The sequence below is a fragment of the Collimonas arenae genome (assembly GCF_001584165.1).
GTDB lineage: Bacteria > Pseudomonadota > Gammaproteobacteria > Burkholderiales > Burkholderiaceae_D > Collimonas > Collimonas arenae.
The window spans coordinates 807,598-832,905 of sequence record NZ_CP013233.1; the positions used below are offsets into that span (position 1 = coordinate 807,598).

At 56.3% G+C, this 25,308-nt stretch carries 16 protein-coding genes and 3 pseudogenes; 7 read left to right on the forward strand and 12 right to left on the reverse strand.

The window, feature by feature from the left end:
- Positions 1 to 4: 4 nt before the first annotated feature.
- Positions 5 to 3,073 (reverse strand): formate dehydrogenase-N subunit alpha, encoded by a 3,069-nt coding sequence (gene fdnG / locus CAter10_RS03820; protein WP_156477046.1) that lies wholly within the window; start codon positions 3,071 to 3,073, stop codon positions 5 to 7.
- 230 nt (positions 3,074 to 3,303) lie between these two features.
- Between fdnG and CAter10_RS03830 the strand changes: the two genes are divergently transcribed.
- From CAter10_RS03830 to CAter10_RS03850, 5 genes are all read left to right on the forward strand, one after another.
- Entirely contained in the window at positions 3,304 to 4,185 is an 882-nt protein-coding gene (locus tag CAter10_RS03830) for a Kdo hydroxylase family protein (protein WP_061532352.1), read from the forward strand.
- A gap of 37 nt (positions 4,186 to 4,222) precedes the next feature.
- The gene (gene waaA, locus CAter10_RS03835) at positions 4,223 to 5,512 is read left to right on the forward strand and encodes a lipid IV(A) 3-deoxy-D-manno-octulosonic acid transferase (RefSeq protein ID WP_061532353.1); all 1,290 of its coding nucleotides are present in this window, start codon (positions 4,223 to 4,225) and stop codon (positions 5,510 to 5,512) included.
- Between the two features lie 2 nt (positions 5,513 to 5,514).
- Positions 5,515 to 6,285: a YdcF family protein gene (locus CAter10_RS03840; protein ID WP_061532354.1), complete on the forward strand. Its 771-nt coding sequence runs from the start codon at positions 5,515 to 5,517 to the stop codon at positions 6,283 to 6,285.
- Positions 6,286 to 6,552: 267 nt separating this feature from the next.
- A complete protein-coding gene (locus tag CAter10_RS03845; protein WP_061532355.1) occupies positions 6,553 to 7,554 on the forward strand; it encodes a glycosyltransferase family 8 protein in 1,002 nt (333 codons plus the stop codon).
- A 146-nt stretch (positions 7,555 to 7,700) separates the two neighbouring features.
- On the forward strand, positions 7,701 to 8,936 hold the full coding sequence (locus CAter10_RS03850) for an O-antigen ligase family protein (RefSeq protein WP_231879281.1): 1,236 nt from the start codon (positions 7,701 to 7,703) through the stop codon (positions 8,934 to 8,936).
- Between the two features lie 66 nt (positions 8,937 to 9,002).
- Here the strand turns inward: CAter10_RS03850 and galE are convergent.
- The 4 genes and pseudogenes from galE to CAter10_RS03870 form a co-directional block, all read right to left on the reverse strand.
- Positions 9,003 to 10,036: pseudogene (gene galE, locus CAter10_RS03855) on the reverse strand (UDP-glucose 4-epimerase GalE).
- A gap of 136 nt (positions 10,037 to 10,172) precedes the next feature.
- Entirely contained in the window at positions 10,173 to 11,615 is a 1,443-nt protein-coding gene (locus CAter10_RS03860; RefSeq protein ID WP_417924708.1) for an efflux transporter outer membrane subunit, read from the reverse strand.
- The gene (locus CAter10_RS03865; RefSeq protein ID WP_061532357.1) at positions 11,608 to 14,760 is read right to left on the reverse strand and encodes an efflux RND transporter permease subunit; all 3,153 of its coding nucleotides are present in this window, start codon (positions 14,758 to 14,760) and stop codon (positions 11,608 to 11,610) included. The genes CAter10_RS03860 and CAter10_RS03865 overlap by 8 nt, the downstream gene beginning before the upstream one ends.
- An 11-nt stretch (positions 14,761 to 14,771) precedes the next feature.
- Positions 14,772 to 15,980, reverse strand: a complete 1,209-nt coding sequence (locus CAter10_RS03870; protein ID WP_061532358.1) for an efflux RND transporter periplasmic adaptor subunit — start codon at positions 15,978 to 15,980, stop codon at positions 14,772 to 14,774.
- A 241-nt stretch (positions 15,981 to 16,221) separates the two neighbouring features.
- Between CAter10_RS03870 and CAter10_RS03875 the strand changes: the two genes are divergently transcribed.
- Positions 16,222 to 16,866 carry a TetR family transcriptional regulator gene (locus CAter10_RS03875; protein ID WP_061532359.1) on the forward strand — a complete coding sequence of 215 codons (645 nt, stop codon included), beginning with the start codon at positions 16,222 to 16,224 and terminating at the stop codon, positions 16,864 to 16,866.
- 229 nt (positions 16,867 to 17,095) lie between these two features.
- Here CAter10_RS03875 and CAter10_RS03880 read toward each other — a convergent pair.
- The 7 genes and pseudogenes from CAter10_RS03880 to CAter10_RS03905 all read right to left on the reverse strand — a co-directional run bounded on the left by CAter10_RS03880 (position 17,096) and on the right by CAter10_RS03905 (position 24,775).
- Positions 17,096 to 18,396 (reverse strand): annotated as a pseudogene (locus CAter10_RS03880) (TolC family outer membrane protein).
- A gap of 214 nt (positions 18,397 to 18,610) precedes the next feature.
- Positions 18,611 to 18,934, reverse strand: a complete 324-nt coding sequence (locus CAter10_RS03885) for a rhodanese-like domain-containing protein (RefSeq protein ID WP_061532360.1) — start codon at positions 18,932 to 18,934, stop codon at positions 18,611 to 18,613.
- Between the two features lie 8 nt (positions 18,935 to 18,942).
- On the reverse strand, positions 18,943 to 19,602 hold the full coding sequence (locus CAter10_RS03890; protein WP_061532361.1) for a protein-L-isoaspartate O-methyltransferase family protein: 660 nt from the start codon (positions 19,600 to 19,602) through the stop codon (positions 18,943 to 18,945).
- A 106-nt stretch (positions 19,603 to 19,708) separates the two neighbouring features.
- On the reverse strand, positions 19,709 to 22,942 hold the full coding sequence (locus CAter10_RS03895) for an efflux RND transporter permease subunit (RefSeq protein ID WP_061532362.1): 3,234 nt from the start codon (positions 22,940 to 22,942) through the stop codon (positions 19,709 to 19,711).
- A gap of 4 nt (positions 22,943 to 22,946) precedes the next feature.
- Positions 22,947 to 24,113 (reverse strand): efflux RND transporter periplasmic adaptor subunit, encoded by a 1,167-nt coding sequence (locus CAter10_RS03900; protein WP_061532363.1) that lies wholly within the window; start codon positions 24,111 to 24,113, stop codon positions 22,947 to 22,949.
- 9 nt (positions 24,114 to 24,122) lie between these two features.
- On the reverse strand, positions 24,123 to 24,365 hold the full coding sequence (locus tag CAter10_RS24130) for a hypothetical protein (protein WP_335340187.1): 243 nt from the start codon (positions 24,363 to 24,365) through the stop codon (positions 24,123 to 24,125).
- Positions 24,347 to 24,775: a TetR/AcrR family transcriptional regulator gene (locus tag CAter10_RS03905; protein ID WP_335340188.1), complete on the reverse strand. Its 429-nt coding sequence runs from the start codon at positions 24,773 to 24,775 to the stop codon at positions 24,347 to 24,349. Before CAter10_RS03905 ends, CAter10_RS24130 begins: the two co-directional genes overlap by 19 nt.
- Positions 24,776 to 24,954: 179 nt before the next feature.
- On the opposite strand from CAter10_RS03905, the pseudogene CAter10_RS03910 reads away from it, so the two are divergent.
- Positions 24,955 to 25,292: pseudogene (locus CAter10_RS03910) on the forward strand (YkgJ family cysteine cluster protein).
- The last annotated feature ends 16 nt before the right edge of the window (positions 25,293 to 25,308 follow it).

Sequence of the window (25,308 nt, forward strand, 5' to 3'; positions counted from 1 at the left end):
TCTCCTATGCTTTCTCGACCTTGACCAGGAACGACTTGAATTCCGGCGTTTGCGAATTCCCGTCGCCCACACCAGGCGTCAGTGTGTTGGCAAGGTAGCCCGGTTTTGCCACGCCCTTGAATCCCCAGTGGATCGGGATGCCGACGTGGTGCACAGGTTTACCCTCAATCATCATTTTCTTGATGCGTTTGGTCACCACCGCGACGGCCACGATATGGCCTCGCTTGGAACTGACCTTGACGCGCTCGCCGGCAACCACGCCGACTTCCTTCGCCAGATCCTCGCCGATTTCAACAAACTGCTGCGGCTGCAGAATGGCATTCAGGCGCGCATGCTTGGTCCAGTAGTGGAAGTGCTCGGTGAGCCGGTAGGTGGTGCCGACATGCGGGAACGCATCGACCTTGCCGAACATGGCGCGGTCATCGGGGAACACCCGCGCTCCGGGATTGCTGGTCGCCGCTGCATTTTTCGGATACAGCGGGTTGTAGCCGACCGGCGTTTCGAACGGTTCGTAATGCACCGGGAACGGCCCTTCGGCCATGCCGGCGCGGGCAAAGAAGCGGGCAACGCCTTCCGGATTCATGATGAACGGCCCCATGCCGCCGGCCGGCGCTTCGTCCACCTTGAAGTCTGGGACGTCGACGCCGCCCCATTTCTGCCCGTTCCATCCGATCAGTTTGCGCTTTGCATCGAACGGCTTGCCGCTGACGTCGCAAGATGCGCGGTTGTACAGGATACGGCGATTGGCCGGCCAGGCCCATGACCAATTCAAGGTCTGGCCGATGCCGGTTGGGTCAGAGTTATCGCGACGCGCCATCTGATTGCCGGCTTCGGTCCAGCAGCCGGCGAAAATCCAGCAGCCGCACGCAGTGGCGCCGTCGTCACGCAACTCGGCAAAACCCGCCACCTGTTCGTTTTTCTTGCGGACGATCTTGGTCGCATCCTTCGGATCGGCCAGGTCGACCAGGGCGCGGCCGTTATATTCCTTGGCCAACTCCTCTGGAGTCGGGCTTTCCGGATCGGCGTAAGGCCAGGCCAGGTTGACGATCGGATCAGGGAACTTGCCGCCGTCCTTGATGTACATCTTGCGCATCTTCTGGAACAGCGTCGACATAATTTCCAGATCGCTACGCGCTTCGCCTGGCGCGTCCGCGCCTTTCCAGTGCCATTGCAGCCAGCGGCCGGAATTGACTAGCGAGCCATTTTCTTCCGCAAAGCAGGTGGTCGGCAGACGGAAAACTTCGGTCTGTATCTGGCTCGAATCGACGTCGTTGAACTCGCCGAAGTTTTTCCAGAACTCGGATGTTTCGGTGGCCAATGGATCCATGACGACCAGGAATTTCAGCTTGGCCAGGCTGGCGCCGATCTTGCCCTTGTCCGGCGCTGCCGCCAGCGGGTTGAAGCCCTGCGCGATGTAGCCGTTGACCTTGCCTTGCTTCATCAGCTCGAACACCTGCAGCATGTCGTACGGCTTGTCCAGCTTGGGCAGGTAATCGTAGGCCCAGTTGTTCTCCGCCTTGGCGGCATCGCCCCACCATGATTTCATCAGGCTGACATGGAATTTGCCGTAGTTCTGCCAGTAACTCAGCTGGTTCGGCCGTAACGGCTTGCTGGCGCGTGTGGCAATGTACTTGCTGAAATCCTGTTCGGATTCGGACGGCAACGTCATGTAGCCGGGCAGCAGGTTGGTCATCAAGCCGAGGTCGGTCAGGCCCTGGATGTTGGAGTGACCGCGCAGCGCATTCATGCCGCCACCGGCGATGCCGATATTGCCAAGCAGCAGCTGCACCATGGCGCCGGTACGGATGATTTGCGAGCCGATCGAGTGCTGGGTCCAGCCGAGTGCATACAGGATGGTGCCGGCACGCGTCGGCGATGCCGTCGAAGCCAGCATCTCGCACACTTTCAGGAATTTTTCCTTGGGCGTGCCGCACACGCTTTCCACCATTTCTGGCGTATAGCGCTCATAGTGCTTCTTCATCAGGTTGAACACGCAACGCGGATGGGCCAGGGTCGGATCGGTTTTTACAAAGCCGTCGTCGCCCAGTTCATAGTCCCAGGTGGTCTTGGTGTAGTTGTGCTTGTCCGCGTTGTAGCCCGAAAAAATCCCGTCGTCAAAGGTGAAATCCTCTCGCACGATGAACGTGAAATCGGTGTAATTCTTGACGTATTCATGCTGGATCTGATCTTTTTCCAGCAGGTAGCGAATCACGCCGCCGAGGAAAATGATGTCGGTGCCGGTACGGATAGGCGCGTAGAAATCCGCCACCGAGGCCGAACGCGTAAAGCGCGGATCGACCACGATCAGCTTTGCCTTGTTATGCGCTTTGGCTTCCGTTACCCATTTGAAGCCGCACGGGTGCGCTTCAGCGGCGTTGCCGCCCATGATCAGTACTACGTCCGCGTTCTTGATGTCGACCCAATGGTTCGTCATCGCTCCACGGCCAAACGTCGGGGCAAGACCTGCCACCGTCGGGCCATGTCAGACACGGGCTTGATTGTCGAACGCCAGCAGTCCGAGACTGCGCATGGTTTTGTGGGTCAGGTAGCCGACCTCATTGCTGCTTGCCGAGGCTGCCAGCATACCGGTCGTCAGCCAGCGGTTGACGGTCAGGCCTTCCGGTGTCTTCTCGACAAAATTGGCATCGCGATCCTGTTTCATCAGGGTTGCAATGCGGGTCAGCGCATCATCCCACGACATCCGTTTCCATTCCTTGGAACCGGGCGCGCGGTATTCCGGGTATTGCAGGCGATTGGGGCTGTGGATGAAATCCAGAAGACTGGCGCCTTTCGGGCACAGTGTGCCGCGATTGACCGGGTGATCCGGATCGCCTTCGATGTGAAAGACGCTGGCTTTGGCGTTTTTTGCGCCGTCGCCGAGGCTATACATCAGGATACCGCAACTGACTGAGCAGTAGGGGCATGTGTTACGGGTTTCGGTGCTGCGCGTCAGTTTATAGGTGCGCACCTCAGCCAATGCAGGCGCCGGTGAAAACCCCATCAGCGCCAGACTCGAACCTGCCAGGGTAGCGCCAGTCGTTTTAAGAAACTGGCGTCTTGACATGTGAACCATGGGTAGACCTCTCTTTGTGCAGTAGTGCCAAATCGCGTCGGAACGTGCTGTTTTATTATAGGATGGATTACTGTTTGCCAATAGAGGGAAATGCTGCTGTTCCGCTGTCATGGCGATCATCCAGGCCCGTGTTGACAGGATGTTCCGATAGTTAATAAATTGATAATTATAGCGCAAACTGTTGGCGACTGCGGGTTCACGCCGTCATTGCAACGCGGCATAATACGGGCATGGAACAACAAATTCTCGACATTGATACTGCCGATTGGCAGATCAGCACACCGAACTCCGCCTGGATTTCCGCGCTTGAAGCAGGAAAAGTCTTATATTTTCCTCGCCTGAGCTTTACTTTCCTTGACGACGAACGACGTTTCCTGACGCCCGCGATTCGAGATCCGAAGAGCCGCAATATCAGCCTCGATGCCAATGGCCAGTTGAAAGGCGCGCTGGGCGATGCGGCGGACCAGGCCGCGTTGGCGAGCATGATCGGGCGCTTCCGGACACAGGCGCAGCAACTGATTTACTCCCTGCTTCCAGCATATGCCGATACACGTAGCGGATTGCGGCTGGCGCCGACCAGCTATCGGCCAATGCAGGTGGAAACACGCGCGCAATCCTGGCGCGCCGATGATCGGCGCATGCATGTCGACGCATTCCCGTCACGACCGAATTATGGCGAGCGCATCCTGCGCGTCTTCGCCAATGTCAATCCGGATGGCGTGCCGCGCGTATGGCGCGTCGGTGAGCCGTTTGAAGATGTGGCGCGGCGCTTCCTGCCTAGAGTAAAGAAGTATTCGCGTTGGCAGGCGCAGGCATTGAATGCCTTGCACGTAACCAAGTCATTTCGCAGCGAATACGATCACCTGATGCTGCAATTGCATGATGCGATGAAATCGGATCTGCAATATCAGAAAGAGGGGCCGCAAGTGACGCAACCATTTGCTGCCGGATCGGTGTGGGTATGTTTTTCCGACCAGACGCCGCACGCGGTGATGTCGGGCCAGTACATGATGGAGCAGACCTTGCATCTTCCCGCCGCCAGGCAATATGACCCGGATGCGAGTCCGCTGGCGATCCTGCGCCGTATCACCGGCCGTGCGCTGACCGAATGAAATCGGCAGTGGGGTTTGATGCAGGGCGGCTTGGCGTATTCGCTTGTTGTATTCAGCAGTGTGGTGGCTGGCAATGCCCATGGTATTGCTGCGCCTGTGGCGGCGCGGTAGCAAGGAGCCCGGCTACCGGCAGCATGTGTTGGAGCGTATCGGCTTTTACCCGCGTCTGGTGCCGGAACTGGCGTCGCGCAAATTCTTGTGGGTTCATGCCGTGTCGGTTGGCGAAACGCGTGCTGCGGAGCCGCTGATTGCCGCGCTGCTCGACGCCTATCCGCAACATGCAATCCTGCTGACGCATATGACGGCGACGGGACGCGCCACCGGGCAAGCCTTGTTTGGTGCATCGTCACGCGTGCAGCAGTGCTTTCTGCCATACGATACCGGCTGGATGGTCGGGCGCTTTCTGCGTCATTTCAAGCCTTCTCTGTGCGTCCTGATGGAAACCGAGGTATGGCCTAATCTGATTGTCCAATGCGGACGTTATCGGGTACCGGTGGCGCTGGTCAACGCGCGCTTGTCGGAGCGTTCGTTGCGGCGCGGCAAGCGTTTTTCCACATTGATGACCGAAGCCGCCAGCGGCATGTCGTGTGTCGGCGCACAAACCGAGGCCGACGCAGGGCGCTTGCGTCAGCTTGGCGGCCGCAATGTGCATGTGACCGGCAGTGTCAAGTTCGATGTCACTCCAACGCCGGCATTGCTGGCTGTCGGCGCTGCGTTGCGAGCACAGATCGGCGATCGCCGGGTTCTATTGTGCGCCAGCACGCGTGAAGGCGAGGAAGAATTGATTCTCGATGCTTTGTCGCGTCGTCGCCAGAATCCGGCATATGCCGATTTGCTCACCGTGATCGTGCCGCGCCACCCGCAACGCTTTGATGAAGTGGTCGATATGGCGGCGGGAAAAGGTTTGCCGCCGCTGCGCCGGACACGAATGGGGGGCTCTGCAGTGTCGCCGGAAGTGAGAGTGCTGGTGGGCGATTCGATGGGCGAAATGTTCGCCTATTACGCGTTGTGCGACGTTGCCTTCATCGGTGGCAGTTTGTTGCCCATGGGCGGACAAAACCTGATCGAGGCTTTTGCTGTGAGCAAACCGGTATTGATCGGGCCGCATACATTCAATTTTTCTGCGATTACCGAACAGGCCATCGTTGCAGGCGCTGCGCAACGAGTGTCGGATGTCGACAATATGCTGGATGCAGCCGAGCGTTTGCTGCAAAACGATCGGGAGCGCCAGGACATGGGAGAAAAGGCCAGCAATTTCGCCTGTCAGCATCGAGGGGCCACTGCTCGCACGATGGCGTTGCTGCAGCCCTTAATTACCACCGTCTGAACATGCATGCGACGGTGATAGCAACCAAGGTGCTCAGCGCGTTCTTGCTGTTGCCGACCAATCTCATACTGGCATGTCTTGCAGGCCTGTTCTTGCGGCGCATTTATCCGCGCCTTGGCGTCGCAGTCAGTATTGCGTCGTTGCTGCTGTTGGCCGTATTGAGCAGCAAAGCGGGCGCGTTGATGCTGGCGGCGCCGTTGGAGGAACGCGTCTTATCGTTGACTGCGGCGAATACTGGCGGCGCGCAAGCGATCGTAATTCTCGGCGGAGGGCGCCTAGCGAATGCTCCGGAATATGCGAACAGCGATGTGCCAAATTACTGGACGCTGGCTCGCTTGCGATACGGCGCCAGGCTGCAGCGGCAGACTGGTTTGCCGATCCTGGTGTCGGGCGGGATGCCCGAAGGCAGCAAAGACTCCGAAGCGGCGCTGATGGCCAAATGCTTGCGAGATGATTTTGCAGTCCCGGTAAAGTGGCTGGAAGGTGCATCTGATAACACCGAACAGAATGCTGTATTTTCGGCGGAGATACTCAAGCGTGCGGGGGTAAACAAAATCCTGCTGGTAACCGACGCCGTGCATATGCCGCGAGCCCAAGCCATGTTCGTCAACGCTGGCTTCGACGTGGTGGCGGCGCCGACCATATATCTCAGTCGGGATCGGCTGACGTTGTTGAGTTTCTTGCCTTCGGGGGAGGGGATGCAGCGTAGCGCCTATGCCTTGCATGAGTGGCTCGGATTGTTGTGGTATCGCTTGCGCAGTGGCCGTTCATAACGCTCAGGAACTGTAAGACAGACGCTTGAATCAAATATAGTTCACGAGCTGACCAATTCATTTTTTACCTGGAGCCCGTGGGTGATTTAGCAACACGAGACGCTTTATAGTGACGTGCGGAATTTAAATTTGCTATCCTTCGTTTCTTAAAAAGTACAAACTGGTATTAATGTATTGCTTGTCAAGCGGCATTTTTACAAATTATTTCAATTAAGTTTATCCGTGAATTTCAGGGATATTTATAATACGAGCCGGTAAGGACTGCAATTGGGCACCAATTTATCCAGTAATTCAACTTCCAGTATCTCTTCGAGTTCAGACGTTGTGCATATCGCTTTCGGTGTCGATACCAATTATTTTCGGGGTATGGCGGTAAATATTACTTCCATATTGAGAAATAATCCCGGCATGGTTTTTATTTTCCATGTATTCGCCTTTTCCATTACTGATGATAGCCGCCGCAGGTTGGAAGAATTGGAGCGAAAATATGATATTTCCATCAATATTCATATCCTTCATAAAGACATACTTTCCGATTTTAATCAATTTCCATGTTTTTCCCAGCATCCACTAGGGACTTTTATTCGTATATTAATTCCCAATTTGTTGCAGGGAATAACGAATAAAGTTCTCTATCTTGATGCTGATATCTTGTGCATGGGGGAATTAAGGGGGGTGCAGTCTATTAATATTGATGACTGTATTGCCGCCGTCGTGCATGATGAAGTTGAAACGACCGCAAAAACGCAGATTGCGGCACTGAATCTTTCACATGCTGAGTATTTCAATGCCGGTGTCATGTACATCAACGTTGGGAATTGGGTAGCGAATGATTCTCAGAGCAAGGCTCTTACTGTTCTATCAACGCAGCAATTGCTTTTTGCCGACCAGGATGCATTAAATGCCGTACTGAACGGGCATGTAAAGTACATCGATGAGAAATGGAATTTTCGCTACCATTTGGTGGATTTTCTCAGTAAAGGCGGCAATTCTTTGGATGTTGTTGCACCGGTAGTCTTCATGCATTTTACCGGGCCGGTAAAGCCTTGGCATGACTGGTGTTTGCATGAAGCGAAAGATATCTTTATTCGCTATCAATCAGAATCCTCTTGGGCCGATGTGCCATTGGATCAGCCTAAAAGCGTGAGAGAGTTGAAGTTATTCTCGAAATTTCTTGTCAAGCAGGGGCGAGTGGCCGAAGGTATCTGTTGGCATGCTAAATATTTATGGCTGAGGTCATCAAAGAATGTGAAGCCTCATTCGAAGTAATTTTGAGTGCAATATATTCAAGAGCGATATTTATCTCGACGATAAAAATACTAATTAAATAAAAATATCTACTTCTGAAAAAATATCAGAAGAAATTTTATTTCTGACGCGAAAATATTTTCAGATTGGAGAAGTACTTGCGTTACATGAAATTATTGATTACTGCCGCAATTGTCATATTCTACATGTTGGCATTAATCGTGGATCGCTCGGCTGGAGCGATTTTTGGCGTGCTGGTATTGTTGAGCCTGATTTTTCTTGCCTCTAAAAACAGGTCGGATAATAAATCTTTCGGCGAGTTTTTTAGAGAATATTGGCCACTTAATCTGGCCATGTGCGGACCGATAATCGCAGTCTTTGCCAATCAAATCGGAACTGCTCATTTCGTCGGAAGAACCTACGATTCGCCATTTCGGCTTGCGTTGTTTTGCCTGATTTTCTGGGCATTTTCGTTCCTGCCTACCCGATGGATGAAGCATATCCAGTGGGGCTTGGTGATCGGAGCGCTGCTGGCCGCGGTCAAGATTCATGTCCTCACACATGGTGGCGAGATGCGTTACGGAACCGATTTCATTCCCATTATCATTTTTGCGGAATTGACCTTATTACTCGGCATGTTCGCTGCGTTGTCGATCGCGTGGAATGAACATGGCAACAAGATTGCTATTTTTTTTAAGATTGCCGCATTATGCGCAGGCCTGTATGCCGCCTATTTATCGCAATCACGGGGTGTCTGGCTGACTATCCCTGTTTTTCTTGTTATCGCAGGTATGGTGGCAAAGAATATTCGATTACGGTACAAACTGACTGCAGTCGTGGCTTTTGTTATCTTGCTGGGTTCGGTTTCTTATTTTGGCAACATTGTAAAAGAACGGATGTCGATTGCGGAAAGCGATATCAGTCAATATTCCGAAGGCGCAAATGTGGATACCTCCCTTGGTATTCGTCTGCAATTGTGGCGTGGATCGCTGGTATTGTTCAAGGAGCATCCAGTCTTTGGCGTTGGTGTTGAGAATTTCCCAAAAGCGTTGGAGGAGCTGGCCGAAAGGAAGATCATCACTCCTGTTTCGGCAACTTTCCCTCATTCGCATAATGAAATACTATTCATGATGGCTAGGCTGGGTACGTTCGGTTTATTCGCGATATTGGCGCTGTACTTTATCCCTGCGTATTATTTCTTTCGTGAGATTCGTGATGGCGATTCAGAGACCCGTTATACGGCAGCAATGGGCCTCGCATTGTGTCTTGGGTTCTTTACCTTGGGATTGGTCGATGTGGTGTTCTTGTGGTGGGAAATCTTCCCTTATTACGTGATAAGCATTGCTTTCTTTCTTGCCTACATAATAAGGCGCAAGAAAGAAATGGCATTATCCGTAAAATAAAAATGCCGCTTGAAGCGGCATTTTTATTTAAATGGTGATCATCTATCCATATTACCGATCAATGAACTAAGTATCAATAATGCCATCGGGGTTCATGCTTTGCCAGCGCCAGGAATCGGCACAAATAGCGTCAATCCCCCGCGTCGCATGCCAAGCCAATATTGTTGCAGCCAAGGATGGGTCCGCAAAATATGCCGGAACGTCGCCCGGACGTCTGGCAACAATTTCATATGGGATCGGGCGTCCGCTTGCTTTTTCGTAGGCATGGATCACCTCCAGAACACTAATCCCTTGGCCAGATCCGAGATTGATCGTGAACGAAGAGCTATTGGATGCGTTGCGATTGAGCAAATGCGACAGTGCGGACACGTGGCCCTCCGCCAGATCCATGACATGGATATAGTCGCGCACCCCTGTGCCGTCTCGGGTGGGGTAGTCACCGCCGTATACACGGAGTTTTTCAAGTTTTCCGACGGCCACTTGCGCCACGTAAGGCATCAGATGTTGGGAATACCTAATGGGCTTTCTCCGATCAATCCGCTTTCATGAGCGCCGACCGGATTGAAATAGCGCAGGTAAGCAACGCGCCATTCGTTATCCGCGTGTTCCAGATCACGCAGCATTTGCTCGCTCATCAGTTTTGTCTGGCCGTACGGATTCGTTGCCTTTAACGGAGCATTCTCTTTAATCGGGATAGATTCAGGCTCACCATAGACAGTTGCCGAGGAGCTGAAGACAAGCGTTTTTACTGCGTGGCTGGCCATAGTGCTGCAGATGTTCAATAGGCCGTTCAGATTGGTGTCGTAGTAAGCCAGTGGTGTTGCAACCGAGTCGCCAACGGCTTTCAATGCGGCGAAATGGATGACGGCATCAATCTTGTTCCGCGAGAAAATGGCGTCGACAAGGATTTTATCCCGTACATCGCCTTCAATGAAGTTCAGGCTGCTCCCGGTGATTTGAGAAATCCTGTCGACAACGCCAACGGCGCTGTTGCACAAGTTATCCAGGCCGATAACATTGTATCCAGCTTCAATCAGGGTACACCAAGTGTGGGAACCAATATACCCGGTCGCACCGGTCAGGAGGATGGTTTTCTTCATACAGAAATGTTCAATTTATATTGGCAATCGAGGAAATTTCTCGCTGCCGTATCGACGATAGAAGCAGACTGTAACAAAAAAAACGCCGCACATGTGCGGCGTTTTTGTTGGCATGACGACCTGAGGTCGGTGGAAATTACGATTTTGGCGTTACCGTATTTTCATTCAGACCGCCGCCCAATGAGCGGTACAGATCGATCGCATTGTTCAAGCGTAGCTGGCGCGTCTGGATCAGCGATTGCTGTGCCGAGAACAGATCACGCTGCGCGTTCAGACGGTCAGTTGAACTGGCGATGCCGTTCTTGTAGCGCAGATCCGTCAGTTTCACGCGCTCTTCCTGCGCCTTGAGAAAGGCATCCTGCGCTGCAAGTTGCTCATCTAGCGTGCCGCGGGCGACCAGAGCGTCAGATACTTCCCTGAATGCGCTCTGGATGGTCTTTTCGTAATTGGCGATCGCCAGGTTTTTACGAATCTCGCTCAACGACAGATTGGCGCGATTGCGTCCACCCTCGAAGATCGGCAGCGTCAATTGCGGCACGAACGACCAGGTGCGGCTGCCAGCCGAGAAAAGGCTGCCCAGTGACGTGCTGGAATTGCCGATTCCGGCGGTCAGCGAAATGGTCGGGAAGAACGCCGCGCGCGCAGCACCGATGTTCGCGTTGGCGGAGCGCAGTTGCTGCTCTGCCTGACGGATGTCGGGACGGCGGTTCAGCAGGTCGGACGGCAGGCCGGCCGGGATCTCGCTGACGATTTTTTCATCCGACAATGCTTGCGGCGCCGGCAGATCACCTAAGGGCTTGCCAACCAGAAGCACCAGCGCATTGGTAGCCTGGCCGCGCTGGCGCGCGAGCGTCGCCAGCGATACGCGTGCCGATTGCACCAGCGTTTCCGAGTTGCGCAGGTCGAGCGCCGAGGAGGCGCCGACTTCGAAGCGCATCTTGTCCAGCTTGTAATCGTCCAGGCGGCTATCCAATGTCTGTTGCGCCAGTCGCTGCTGCTCCGCATACGACTGCTCCGTCAGATAGGCTTGGGCGACTTGCGAAATCAAGCTGATTTGCGCCGATTGCCTTGCTTCTTCGGTGGCCAGATAGCTCGCCAGGGCAGCATCTTTCAGACTGCGTACACGGCCGAAGAAATCCAGCTCGAAAGCCGTCATGTTCAAGCCGACCTGATAGGCGGTACCGACCGCCGGCTGTCCAGGAAAAAGCTGGTCCGATGCTGTACGGCCGCGGGTACGGCTGAAGTTGCCGTTGAAGTTAGGCAGCGCATCGGCGGCGGTGATGTCGTACTGCGCCCGTGCTTCCTCGATGTTCAAGGCGGCTGTACGCAGGTCACGGTTGTTTTCCAGCGCGGACGAGATCAGCGCTTGCAGGCGCTGATCAGGGAAAAAGTCGCGCCAGCCAAGTTCCGCCGCATCGTATTGTGCCTTGCCGTCGGCCGCAGCCGGATAGCTGCCGGCCACCGGCGCTTCCGGCCGCACATAGGTCGGCGCCATGGTGCAACCCGAGAGGACGCCTACCAGCAACAGCGCGCCAGTCAGGTTCTTGGGTAAGAACGCCGTAGTTGCCATATTAAACATGCTGATTCTCCACATCTATTTTTTTGTTGGCCGCATACATCTTCCGTTGGCGTTCGCTGCCTTTGAAGATCTTGCGCACCACCACGAAGAACACAGGCACCAGGAAGACTGCCAGCACTGTCGCTGTAATCATGCCGCCCATGACGCCGGTACCGATCGCACGTTGGCTACCTGAGCCGGCGCCGGTCTTGATCACCAGCGGCAAGACGCCGAGGATAAATGCGAACGAAGTCATCAGGATCGGACGGAAACGCAGATGCACTGCTTCCAGCGTCGCTTCGATCAAGCCCTTGCCTTGTGCTTGCAAATCTTTGGCGAACTCGATAATCAGAATCGCATTTTTCGCCGACAAGCCAACCACGGTAATCATCCCGACCTTGAAGTAGACGTCGTTAGGCATGCCGCGCAAGGTAACACCAAGCAGCGCACCGAGAATCCCTAGCGGCACCACCAGCATCACTGCCACCGGAATCGACGTGCTTTCATACAAGGCTGCCAGCACCAGGAATACAGCGATCAGCGACAGCAGGTACAGCATCGGCGCCTGTGAACCGGAAGTCTTTTCTTCCAGCGACTGGCCGGTCCATTCAAAGCCGAAGCCAGGAGGAAGCTTGGCGGTCAATGCTTCCATTTCATCCATCGCTTCGCCAGTGCTATGGCCAGGGGAGGCGCCGCCGGAAATCTTCATCGCCGGATAGCCGTTGTAGCGGCTCAGCTGCACAGGGCCTTTGGTCCATTCGGAAGTCGTGAAGGACGAGAACGGCACCATGGTGCCCGCTGTGTTTTTGACATACAGCTTGGCCAGATCTTCCGGTTGCAGACGTTGCGGTGCGTCGGCTTGCACGATCACGCGTTGTTGACGACCCTGGTTCGGGAAGTCATTGACGTAGGAAGAACCGAGTGCGGTCGACAACGTGCTGTTGATGGCGCTGAACGATACGCCCTGGGCATTCGCCTTGTCGCGGTCAATATTGAGCTGCAGTTGCGGCGAGTCTTCCAGGCCTTCAGGCCGTACCCCAGCCAGGATCTTGCTTTGTGAAGCCATGCCGAGCAACTGGTTACGGGCAGCAGTCAATGCTGCGTGTCCTTGTCCCGAACGGTCTTGCAAACGGAAGGTAAAGCCGGTGGCATTACCCAGTTCCGGGATCGGCGGCGGGTTCAGCGGATACACGATGGCGTCCTTGATTTGCGAGAACACCCCGAATGCCTTGCCTGCGATCGCGTCGGCGGACTGATCCGGACCACGTTCGCTCCAGTCCTTCAGTGGCGTGAACACCAGGCCGGCATTCTGGCCGTTACCGGAGAAGCTGAAGCCTGTAATGGCTACGACATTGGCGACGCCAGGCAGTTTGCCGTAATACGCTTCGATCTGCTTGATGACTTCCAATGTGCGGTTGCTGCTGGCGCCTGCCGGCAATTGCACGTTGGTAACGATGTAGCCTTGGTCTTCCGACGGCAGGAACGATGCAGGCAAGCGGGTGTACAGCAGGCCTACGCCTACCAGGATCGCGCCATAGATGAACAGATAGCGGCCGGTCTTGGTCAGCATCTTGGCAACAACGCCTTGATAGCTGTTGGTGGTGGCGTTGAACTTGCGGTTGAACCAGCCGAAGAATCCCGACTTCTCATGGTGATGTCCTGCTTCCACCGGCTTCAGGATGGTGGCGCACAGCGCTGGCGTCAGTGTGAAGGCCATCAATACCGAGAACACCATCGAAGCAACCATCGACAGCGAGAACTGGCGATAAATCGCACCCACTGCGCCACTGAAGAACGCCATCGGGATGAACACGGCGATCAGCACCAGCGTAATACCGATCAGTGCGCCGGTAATCTGGCCCATCGCCTTGCGGGTTGCATCGCGTGGCGACAAACCTTCTTCGCTCATGATGCGCTCGACGTTTTCCACCACCACGATCGCATCGTCAATCAGGATACCGATCGCCAGCACCATGCCGAACATGGTCAGCACGTTGATCGAGAAGCCAAACAGCAGCAGTGTGGCAAAAGTACCCATCAGCGCCACCGGTACGACGATGGTTGGAATAAGCGTGTAGCGGATGTTTTGCAGGAACAGATACATCACCAGGAACACCAGGACGATTGCTTCGACCAGGGTCTTGACCACTTCTTCAATCGAGATCTTGACGAATTTCGAGGTGTCGTAAGGAATTTCGTACTTGACGCCAGCCGGGAAGTACTGGGACAGCTCTTTCATTTTGGCCTTGACTGCTGTCGCCGTACCTAAGGCGTTTGCAGTTGGCGACAATTGCACGCCGACGAAAGAGGTTGGCTTGCCGTCGAGTCGACCTGCAGTCGCGTAAGACTGACCGCCGATTTCGATGCGAGCAACATCGCGCAGGCGCACGATCGAACCATCCGAATTGGCACGCAACTGGATATTGCCGAACTGTTCAACGGTAGTCAGCTGGCCCGTTGCCACCACGGTAGCGGAAATTTGCTGCGTGCCGGGGCTCGGCAAATCGCCAAGCGTACCGCCGGCGACCAGCGCATTTTGTGCGGTGATTGCGGCAGTGACATCAGCAGGCGTCAGGTTGTATCCGACCAGCTTGGCCGGATCAATCCAGATCCGCATCGCACGCTCGGTACCGAACAGCTGTGCCTGGCCGACGCCTGGCACCCGTTTGATTTCATTGACCACGTTGCGCGACAAATAATCGCCCAGCGCGATCGGATCGAGCTTGCCGTCGGTCGATGAGAGACCGATGAACATCAGGAAGTTGCTGCGCGACTTGGTAACCTGCACGCCGTTCTGCGTGACCACAGCCGGCAGACGCGCTTCCACACGCTTGAGGCGGTTTTGCACGTCAACCGCTGCCAGGTCGGCATTGGTTTCAGGAGTAAACGTCACGGTGATGGATACGGAACCGTCAGCCTGGCTTTGCGATTCGATGTATTGCAAGCCATCAGCGCCGTTCATTTCCTGTTCGATCAGGCTGGTAACGCTATCGTCGATGGTTTGTGCGGTAGCGCCTGGGTAGGCTGCGCTAACGACAATCGTTGGTGGTGCAATCGAAGGATACTGGGCCACCGGTAATTGCGTGATCGCCAAGGCACCCCCGAGCAGGATGAATATGGCGAGCACCCACGCAAATACGGGGCGGTCGATGAAAAACTTGCCCATTAATAGGCTCCTTATTTAGCAGTTGAGGCAGCTGCGGCGGCGCTGGCGCCGGTCCCTGCAGCGGGTGCGGCTGCAGCGGCCGGATTCCATGGCGATGGATTGACCACCGCGCCTGGCTTGACCTTTTGCAAACCATCGACGATCACTTTGTCGCCGCTCTTCAAACCTTCACTGACGATCCATTTGTCGCCCTGCGCTTTGTCGGCGACCACCGGCCGTACCGAGACCTTATTGTCGGCGCCGACTACAAACACGGATGCGCCGTTCAGGTCACGCTGGACCGCTTGTTGCGGAACAGTGAGGGCCGAGTCATTAACCGCCTGTTCCAGCTTGGCGCGAACGTACATGCCGGGCAGCAGGTTGTGGTCAGGATTAGGAAATTCGGCGCGCAAGGTCACCGAGCCGGTGTTGGGGTCAACAGTCAAGTCGGAGAACAGCAACTTGCCGGATTGTGGGTAAACGCGGCCATCTTCGGTCTTCAGCGTAACCTTGGCTTGTCCCTGGCCAGCGCTTTGCAACTGACCGTTCCGCATTGCATCCTGCAGCTTCAGGATGTCGGTGCTGGATTGGGTCAGGTTGACGTAGATCGGATCGATCTGCTGCACGGTTGCCAGTTGGGTCACTTCACCTTGGCCGACCAGCGCGCCTTCAGTTACCAGGGCTTTGCCGATGCGGCCGGAGATTGGCGAAGTCACAGTGGCGTAGCCGAGATTGAGGCTGGCGGTCTGGCGTGCGGCCTTGGCTGATGCTACGTCTGCCGCGGCCTGCTTTTGTGCGGCGACGGTGTCGTCGTAATCCTGTTTGCTAACTGCGTTCACGTCCACCAGCGGTTTATAGCGCTGTGCTTTCAAGGTCGCAGTTGTCAGGTTGGCTTCGGCTTTGGCCAAGGTTGCTTGCGCATTGTCGTAGGCCGCTTGCAGCGGCGCCGGATCGATCAGGTACAACACCTGGCCTGCCTTGACGTCGCTGCCTTCGCGGAAGCTGCGCTTGAGCACGATACCGGCCGCGCGGGCGCCGATCTGGGCGACGCGAGTCGCTTCCAGGCGGCCTGGCAACTCGGTTGTCAGCGACAGGCGTTCCGGCGCGATGGTGATAACGGAAACACCCGGTGGCGGTGGTACTTGAGCTTCAGGTTTTTTACCGCAGGCGGCAACAGCGGTGAGGACCGCAACGGCCAGGGTGATACGCGTGAGACGACTGATAGAGCTAACTGAATTCATAAAATTCTCGCACGGTAATTGAGGAAGGACTGCAAATCTGACGGGGGACTCTGTTTCTTGAAAGGACATAGGATATCTAAGTAATTGCCGGACTGCATGAACAGGCCAACGGGAAACGGGTAAAGCGGCCAGAATCCTGCTATTATACATACATGCATGAATGTATGTGCTGTTGCTAATATTCTTATTCATTATTGCTGCGAATGCACAAAGCGTCGGAACAGCTGGAGGTTGACTCAAAATGGCTAGAAGTACAAAAGAAGAAGCACTGGAAACCCGTGGCCGCATCCTTGATGCGGCAGCGGAGGTGTTTCATCAGCGCGGCGTATCCCGTACCACATTGGCGGATGTCGCCACTGCGGCCGACGTGACGCGCGGCGCTATCTATTGGCACTTCAAAAACAAAGGCGATTTATTCGACGCCATGTGCGAACGAGTACGTTTGCCGCTGGAAGCGATGTTCGAAAAAACCGCCGACGAAAATGCCCAGGATCCGCTGACCCAGTTTCGCAACAAATGCCTGTTTGCGCTGCAAGAGGCAACGCTGAATCCAGAGTCGCGCAAAATCTTTGAAATCGTCATGCACAAGTGCGAACTGGTGGACCCCGAGGATCCAATCCTGGTACGTCAGCACGAATGTTTTTTGCAAGGACGTACCGACATAGAACGCCTGTTACGGTTCGCAATCGCGAAAGGTCAATTGCCGCGTGATCTTGATCCAACCCTGGCTGCGGTCATGGCGCAAGGACTGTTGTTTGGTATTCTGAGCAACTGGACGTTCAGTCCCAACAGTTTCGATCTGGCAGAGAATGTGTCGAAAGTGGTCGACAATTGCATTCATATGTTCAAGACTTCGCCGTTCATGCTGAAAAATAATGGCAACTGACTGGAAATCGATTCTAAGAGTGAACCGAGGGCTTTGGCAAGCAGCCAATCCCGTGTTGATCCGATCTGTTGACGCCTGACGACACCGGGGCTGGAAAAACCTGCGGCAAGCTATACTCGATGCTGACGCGCGCGCCCGTATCCTCGTACAGTTGGGTTTCTCCGGCTCGCATTGCAACGTTCTCTACGGCTTTCCGAGACCCCTGATAATCGTCTTTTTCCTTCAACCCTTAATAGGGTGCCGGCACCAGCAACGCATTGATCTGCTGCAGATCTTCTTCTTTCAGCGCGCCCGCCGCCGACTTCAATTTCAAGCCGTTCATCAAAGTGTCGTAGCGTGCCTTGGCCAGATCCCTGCGAGTTGAATACAGCTGCTGCTGGGCGTTCAGCACATCGATGTTGATGCGCACGCCGACCTGGTAACCGAGGCGGTTAGAGTCCAGCGACGACTGGCTGGAGATTTCCGCCGCTTCATAGGCCTTGACCTGAGCCAGGCCGTTGCTCACGCCGAGATAGGCTTGCTTGGCGTTGAGGATGGCGGTCCTACGCGCATTTTCCAGATCCGAACGGGCCTTGTCTTCCAAGGCCACCGCCTGACGTACGCTGCTGTTGACGGCGCCGCCGGAATACAGCGGGATATTCCACTGCACGCCAATCGAGTTGGTCATCTGCGATATGTTATAGAAAGGGATGTCGCTGCCGCTGACATCCGAGTGTGCGCGACTGACCACCAAGTCAAGCGTCGGCAGGTGACCTGCGCGGCTCTTCTTGATGTCGCGCTTGGCGATGTCTAATGTAATTTCCTGGCCCAGCACGCCGAAATTCTGCTGTTCCGCGCTGGTCACCCAGGCTTCAATGGCCGCCGGTTCGGGGCGCTCAGCTTGACGCCCGGGCGCAAGGTGGCCAATGGCGCCGGCGCCTTGCCGATGATCTGCTGCAGCGCATTGCGCGCGACTTCCAGGTTGTTGCTGGCGGCGATTTCCTGTGCGATCACCAGATCGTGGCTGGCCTGCGCTTCATTAGTGTCGGTGATGGTGGCCGTACCCACTTCGAAATTGCGCTTGGCTGACGCCAGTTGCTCGGCAATCGCGCTTTTCTGGGCTTGCAGCGATGCCAGCACGTCCTGCGCGGTCAGGATGTCGAAATAGGCCTGACTGACGCGTAAGATCAAATCCTGCTGGGCCTGCGCAAACTGGACTTCACCAGCGGCTACCGACAGCTTGCTTTCCTGGTACTGCTGCCAATACGCCGGACGGAACAGCGGCTGGGTCAACTGCAGGCTGTAGTTGTTGGTAATGGTTTTCCAGGACTGGCCGGACTTACTGTAATTGCCGCCGAAACCGACGCTTGGCAGTAGTGCGGCACGGCCCTGTACGCTGGCTTCGTTATTGGCGTTGAGTGCGTAGCGTGCGCTGGTGTAGACCGGATCGTTGGCGAGTGCCAACTGATAGGTTTGCATCAGGTCAATGGCCTGAGCATTCGCTGCCGTCAGGGCGGTTGCGATCAACGAAGCAATAAGGGTAATGCGCATTACGTTCTCCGGGACATCATGTGTCGGGGCAGGCGTTGCGGGCCGGATTGGCCGCGACGTCAAACAAATACAGCAACGCTTTTCAATAATTTCTTTTACTTCTTGCAACGCACTCCAGGCGCGCGGCGCAACCGGCCCCGGTCTGCGGAGGATGTCGCCGCAGACGCAAGGAAACGACAACTGGCTGGCCAGCGCCCGCTAAAACGGACGCTAATTAATACGTCGGCATCGCCGGATCGACCTGTTGGGCCCATGCGTGGATGCCGCCGGTCAGGTTGCTCACCGCGGAAAAACCGTGGCGTTCGAGAAAGGCCGCAACCTGCATGCTGCGTGCGCCGTGATGGCAGATGCAGACGATAGCCTGGTCTTCTTCAAGGTCATTCAGATGCGCCGGCACTGTCTGCATCGGCATCAGCCGCGCTGCGTCGATGTGACAGGTTTCGTATTCCCAAGGTTCGCGCACATCCAGCAACAGCGGCGCGGGGCGTTGCGGGTCGGCGATCCAGGCTGCAAGTTCAGAGGCGGTCAGATGTTGCATACGCTGTCTCAGAACTTGAAGTGGGAATGCACCGCAGCTTCGCGCAACGGTTTGACATTGGTTTCAAACAAATGCACCGTGCTGTAGCTGTCATCCGCGTTGCGGGTGATGATTTGCGCCGACATTACCGGTGCATCGCCAATGATTGCGACGATGCGGCCGCCGACATTGAGCTGTTTCAGGAAGGCGTCCGGCAGGGTTGGCAGTGAACCCGAGATGAAGATTACGTCGTAGGTCTTCGACGCGCCTTGATCCCAGCCTTGGGCGCCATTGCCGAGTGCGACGTCGACATTGGTGATGCCGTAGGCAGCCAGGTTCTGTTCGGCAAGGGCCTTCAGTTCCGGATCGATTTCGACTGTGGTGACGTGGCGCGCCTTGTAGCACAGCAGGGCAGCCATGTAACCGGAGCCGGCGCCGATTTCCAATACCTGCTCATGCTTCTTGACCTGCGCTTGCTGCAGCAGGCGCGCTTCGATCTTCGGCGCCAGCATGTTTTCGCCGCCAGGCAGCGGGATTTCAGTGTCGGAGAATGCCAGGCTCTTATAGGCCGCCGGTACGAATTCTTCGCGGCGCACCACCGACAGCAATTCCAGGATGTCCAGTTCCAGCACGTTCCAAGGGCGAATTTGCTGTTCGATCATATTGAAGCGGGCTTGTTCGATATTCATGTCAAAGGCTCATGGTGAAGAAATTAAAGGGCTCATTCTATCAAGGGCATCCCCAAAAACCTACAGTACGGCGCAATCTGCGGTCGGTAATGCCTTTGCATAAATGTTACGTTACGGCATTGTTTTCGGTATCTGTTTCATTTTCCGCCTCAGGATCGGTCGCTGCGGCATTGCCTCGCCACTTGCGCTTGACCCAGCTGCTGAAGTCATCCAGGTAGGTATAGACCACGGGCACCACTACCAGCGTCAATAGTGACGAAGTGATAATTCCGCCGATAACCGCTTGGCCCATCGGCGCGCGCTGCTCGGAACCTTCTGATACGCCGAAGGCCAGCGGCACCATGCCGAATACCATCGCCAGCGTGGTCATCAGGATCGGCCGCAGCCGCACGTGCGCCGCTTCCAGCAGGGCGGCGCTGCGCTCCGCGCCGGCCTTGCGGGCCTGGTTGGCGAAATCGACTAGCAGGATCGCATTCTTGGTGACTAGCCCCATCAGCATGATGAAGCCGATGATGGAAAACATGTTCAGCGTCGAACGCGACAGCATCAAGGCCAGGAATACCCCGATCAAGGTCAGCGGCAGCGCTGACATGATCGCCAGCGGCTGCAGGAAACTGGCGAACTGGGAAGCCAGGATCATGTAGATGAAGATGATCGCCAGGCCGAGTGCGCCAACTGCGTAGCCGAACGATTCCTGCATGCTCTTGGTCGAGCCGCCGACCTGATAACGGTAGCCGGCTGGCCAGCGCATGTTGTCCAGTGCGGTCTTGACGTCGGCATTGACCTGGCCGGCGGAGCGGCCGAGGGTGTCTGCCGAGAGTTCGATTTCGCGGTTCAGGTCACGCCGGTTGATCTGGTTGGCGCCGGTTGATGCTTCGATGGTGGCGACCTGGCGCAACGGCACCATCTTGGCCGAACCGTCGTTGTTGAGCTGTGTGCTGGCCAGCATCAGGCGCGACAAGTCTTCGCTGGCGTTGCGGTCAGAGGGCGCCAAACGCACATTGACGTCATAGTTTTCATCGTCGGGGCCGCGCCAGGTGCTAACTGCTTCGCCGGCCAGCAACGGCCGCAGGGCGTTACCGATTTGCGCCACGCCGATGCCGAGGTCGGCGCCAATGTCGCGTTTCGGCGTTACCGCGATGTTGGGCTTGTTGTCCTTCAGGCTGGAATCGAGATCGACCAGGCCCGGCACCGCGCGCATCCGGCGCTGCGCTTCAGCCGACAGCCGCTCCAGTTCTTTCAGGTCATGTCCGAGCAAACTCAGGCGTACCTGCTTGCTGTCGCCGCCAGCCGCCGCCAGCGCGCCGACCTGGGTCACCGTAATGCCGGCCACCTGCGACAGGCGCTGGCGCAGCAGCGGCGTCAGCTCGGAATTGTTGCGCTTGCGCTGGTCGCGCGGCGTCAGGCGGATGAATACCGAGGCGTAGTTCTTGCCCTGCGAGTTGCCGGTGTTGACGGTGGAGTAGATGTCCTGCACCTCCGGGAATTCACGCAGGATGCTTTCGACCTGGTGCACCTTGGCCTCAGTCAGTTCCAGCGAGGAGCCGACCGGCGTGAAGAAAGTGACGCCGCTTTCCGAATAATCGGCGTTCGGGATGAATTCGCTACCGACCAGTCCCGAAGCCGGCAGCGCCAGGCCGGCGACGAAGGCCAGAATGGCGATCCCGACCGTCATCAGGCGGTGCTTGAGCGACCATTTCAGCAAGACCTGGTAACTGTCGGAAATCCATTGCACCAGACGCTCGAATTGCTCCAGCACGCGGCCGATGGTGTTGGCATAAATACCGCGCCGCTGCTTTTTGCCATCGGGATTGGTATCGTTATGCAGCGCCGGATCTGGCCAGATCGACGATAGCATCGGATCTAGCGTGAACGAGACGAACATCGAGATCAGCACCGCGGCTGTCACGGTGATGCCGAACTGGTGAAAGAAACGTCCAATGATGCCGCCCATGAAGCCGACCGGCAGAAACACGGCGACGATGGAAAAGGTGGTGGCCAGCACTGCCAGGCCGATTTCGGCGGTACCGTCGAGGGCAGCCAGGCGATGGCTCTTGAAGCGGCCATTTATCTTCATGCCGCTGTGGCGCACGATGTTTTCGCGCACCACGATGGCATCGTCGATCAACAGGCCGACGCACAGCGACAGCGCCATCAAGGTGATCATGTTAATGGTGAAGCCGAACATGTTCATGAACAGGAAAGTGCCGATCAGCGCCACCGGCAAGGTCAGGCCGGTGATGATGGTCGAGCGCCACGAGTTGAGGAACAGGAATACGATCAGGATCGTCAGCGCCGCGCCTTCCAGCAAGGTCTGGCGGACATTGTGGACGCCGACCCGGATCTGGGTCGAGCTGTCCTTGATGGCTTCGATCCGGACGCCGGGATGCAAGGTTTCCATGTTGGTTTGCAGTTCTTGAATCGCCTTGGTCAGGCCATCGGCCACTTCGATAGTGTTCTGTCCCTGCGCTTTCAGCACATCGAGCGCCAGTGTGCGACGGCCGTTGTAGAGCGCCAGGTTTTCCTGTTCTTCCTGGCCGTCGACCACGGTTGCGACTTGCGACAGCTTGACCGGCTGGCCGCCGCGGATCGTCACCACGATATCGTTGAAGTGATTCGGGTCCTTGAACTTGCCCAGCACTTGCACCACTTTTTCACTATCGGCAGTACGAATGGCGCCGGTCGGCAATTCCTGGTTTTCATTGCGGATGGCATCTTCGACCTGATTGATGCCGATCCCGAGCGATTCCATTTCGACTGGCTTGACGTAGATATTGATCTGCCGCTTAACGCCGCCGACCAGCGTTACCGAGCCAACCCCGCGCACGTTTTCCAGGCGCTTCTTGACAACCTGATCAGCGATGGTGGTCAGCTCGCGCAGATCGCGCGGCTTGCCTTTTGGATCATTGGTGACCGAGATCGAGAAGATCGGTGCGTCGGCCGGATCGTAACGAGTGATCAGCGGTTCTTTGATTTCCTTGCGAAAGCCGGCTTTGACCGCGGCCACTTTTTCACGCACGTCCTGTGCGCCTTGGGTCGGATCGACATTCAGGTCGAACTGGACTATGACTACCGATTGTCCCTCGTAGGAGCGCGAGGTCAGGCTGTCGATGCCGTTGATGGTATTGACCGCTTCCTCGATCGGGCGGCTGATATCCGACTCGACCGTCTCCGGTGAAGCGCCCGGATACAGGGTCTGCACCACTACTACCGGGAAGGTGATATCAGGGAATTGATCGACCCGCAAACGCTCGTACGAAAATAACCCAAGCACCACGAACGCCATCATCATCATGGTCGCCAGTACCGGGTTGCCGATGCTTATGCGCGTAAACCACATGGTCTTAGCCCTTGACCGCGGTTGGTTGGGCGGCAAGCACCCGGACGCTGGCGCCATTCGGCAGGCTGCCGAGGTTGACCTTGACGATGCTGGCGCCGCTGCCGATGCCGCTCAGGATTTCGACAGCGTCGCCATTGCCACTGCCGTCGTTACCGCGCATGCCCAGAGTCACTGCGTGGCGTACGATCTTGCCGTTTTCAATGGCGTAGACATAACTGTCGCCGGCGTCATTTTGGATCGCCGATTGCGGCACGGTCAGCACCGCGCTTTTCTTCGCCAGCGTCAACTGCGCCTCGCCGAACATGCCGGCGCGCAGCAGACCCTGCGGATTGTCGATCTGGATGTAGACCAGGATCGAACGCGAGCCGGCTTCGATCGACGGGTTGATGCGCACGACCTTGCCAATCACTGGCTTGGGCATGCCATCCAGCGCCAGCGTGACCTCCTGGTTTAGCGCCACGTCGAGGATGTTCGAAGTGGGTACCGCAGCCGCCATTTCCATCTGCCGCAGATCAACGATTTCCAGCAGGTTGTTGTCCGGAGAGACCTTTTCGCCAGGTTCTACCGAACGGCGGCTGATCAGGCCGCTGATCGGCGCACGAATCACGGTATCGGACAGCGCCTTGCGCGCAACGTCGACGGCGCCGCGGGCGGAATCGACATTGGCCTTGGCGATGTCGTACTGGCTGGCGGCATTGTCGAAGGCGTTCTTGGAGATGAAGCCCTTTTCAACCAGCACCTTGTTGTTGTCGCGTGTCTTGGTGGCGATGTCGAGCTGGCCCTGCGCGGCCAGCAGCGAGCCCTGCGCCTGGTCAAGGCGGGCCTGGTAGTCGCTGCTGTCCATCCTGACGATGACCTGGCCGGCGCTGACGGCGGCGCCTTCGCGCAACAGCACTTCACGCACTTCACCGCTGACTCGCGCCTTGACTTGCGCCTGGTTGACCGCGCGCAATGCGCCCGACAGCGGCATCACCTGGCGCAAGTCGCGTGGCGTCACTTGCATCACATCGGTACTGAGGAACTCCAGGCGCGGCGTAGCGGCCGCCGTTGGCGGGATTGCGGTCTGGTTAGGGCCCGGACTGGATTTGCGGGTCGCCAGGAAAGTGATGATCAGCAGTGCCGCAACGCAGATGAAAACGATGGCTTTCCAGGGTTTTAGGCGTTTCAGCATATTCCGTGATCAGGTTGGGGTAGGGCTCGGCTGGCTCAGCAAGCCATTCAGGCACAGGTCGATGAAGCTGTTCAGATAGTCTTCCGCCGAAATGGTTTCAACATGGCAAGTATTAAAAGGCTGCTGCCACATCATCAGCATGATCACCGGCGCGATCACGACGTTGGCCACCTGGCGCACATTGATGGCTCGGAAGTCGCCGCGATCGACGCCACGTTGCAGCATCCGCACGATCATGGCGTCGCCGCGCATGCTGACTTCCTCACGGTAAAAGTCACCAGATCAGGAAAATTGCCCGATTCGGCCATCATCAACTTGGTGATGCCGGCCAGTTTTGTTGCGCCGATGCGTTCCCACCAGCCGAAGATGATTTCACGGAACAGGTCTGCGCTATGTCCGTTGTGGCCGTCGATGATATCTTCGGCTTCATCCAGCACCGGCAGCAGGTTTTCACGCACTACGGCCTTGAACAACTCTTCCTTGTTTTCGAAATACAGGTAAAGCGTGCCCTTGGAAACACCTGCCAGGGCTGCAACGTCGCCTAACCGGGTAGCCGCAAATCCGCGTTCGACGAACACATCCAGCGCGGCGGCCAGCAACTCCTGCGGACGCGCTTCCTTGCGTCGCTCCCAACGGGGTTTGGATCTGAAAGGGCAATTCATGAATGCTAGTTTGTCTTTGTTACTGACTTGGGAGTCAGTAATGTAAGCGGCAACTGTGGGGGTGTCAAGGAAGCCGATGGTGAGCTGTCAGTTTGCACAGTTTCGCGGTGCGCTGGGTAGCAGGTAAGAACAAACTTTGGCGCCGGACACAGTGAATGCAAGTAGAATCTGGCCTTCGCATGAATCACGGCCCGTTGTTTGAAGAATTACATGTTTGTCGAAATGATATTAATCTACGAGGCCGGCGCGTGAGTTTGCCGGTTCCTTCCTGTCGTCCGGATTGCGGCGCGTGCTGCACGGCGCCTTCGATTTCGTCGCCAATTCCCGGTATGCCGAACGGCAAGCCGGCCGGCATCCGCTGTATTCAACTCGATCAGGCCAACCTGTGCAGGATCTTCGGCAGCCCGAGCGGCCTGCGGTATGCGCCAGCCTGCAACCGGCGCTGGACATGTGCGGCAGCTCACAGGCCCATGCAATGCATTATCTGACCAGGCTTGAGCAATTGACCGCCGTGTAGAATCGGTCTTTTGCAA